Origin of the sequence: Neobacillus bataviensis LMG 21833, assembly GCF_000307875.1 — a bacterium.
Lineage (GTDB): Bacteria > Bacillota > Bacilli > Bacillales > Cytobacillaceae > Neobacillus > Neobacillus bataviensis.
On record NZ_AJLS01000076.1, the window covers coordinates 1 to 759 of the forward strand.

At 39.9% G+C, this 759-nt stretch carries 1 protein-coding gene and 1 pseudogene; both read left to right on the forward strand.

Annotated features, from left to right (window positions below):
- Positions 1-660, forward strand: a pseudogene (locus BABA_RS12800) (RepB family plasmid replication initiator protein); the annotation flags it as partial.
- Positions 653-759 (forward strand): ArsR family transcriptional regulator (locus tag BABA_RS26555; protein ID WP_157273176.1); only part of this gene is annotated, 107 nt, incomplete at its 3' end. The pseudogene BABA_RS12800 and the gene BABA_RS26555, both read left to right, overlap by 8 nt.

Sequence of the window (759 nt, forward strand, 5' to 3'; positions counted from 1 at the left end):
TATCGTTGGTTATCCATGAATTATAACCAATACGAGCATTACAGCGTGAAAGGCGGACGGAGAGCGGAGCAAGTGGAAGCCTACCGCAACCCCTCAATCACAGTCAAAGAGTTGCGAGAAATCACTGATACGATTAATGAATATAAAGCGATGACAAATTTTACTCGTAAAATTTTAAAAGAACCGTTAGAAGAAATCAACGCTCACACCTCTTTTAATGTAACCTATGAGAAAAAGAAAGCAGGGCGGAGCATTGACTCTATTGTCTTTCATATTGAGAAGAAACGGAAAGCAGACGATAACAGTTACAAGTTGGACGATAGGGCTTATCAAGAAGATAAAGCACGTAAAGCTGAAACCGAAGACATGCTGACGGTACAAGCCCTAAAAAGTCCGTATACCAAGTTGCTTATGGAACATTTCTTATTGTCTTATCTAGACTTGACGGATACTAAAATTCTTTCAGGCTTACAAGCACACGTGTACCCTCTCTATGACGAACTGAAAGACTTACGAGGGCTTAATGGGGTCAAAGACCACTTGTCTTATGTGGGAGCTAAACAAGAGGACTACTCAAAGAAAAATATCTGTAAGTATCTCAAAAAAGCAATCGAGCACTATCTACCAACGGTTAAAAGACAGGACTTAAACCATGAGTGAAGACTTAAAAACGATAAAAGAGTTGGCGGACGAGCTAGGACTAGCTAAACAGACCGTTCAATACCATTTAAAGTTTTTGCCGACCGAAAATCGACAAAA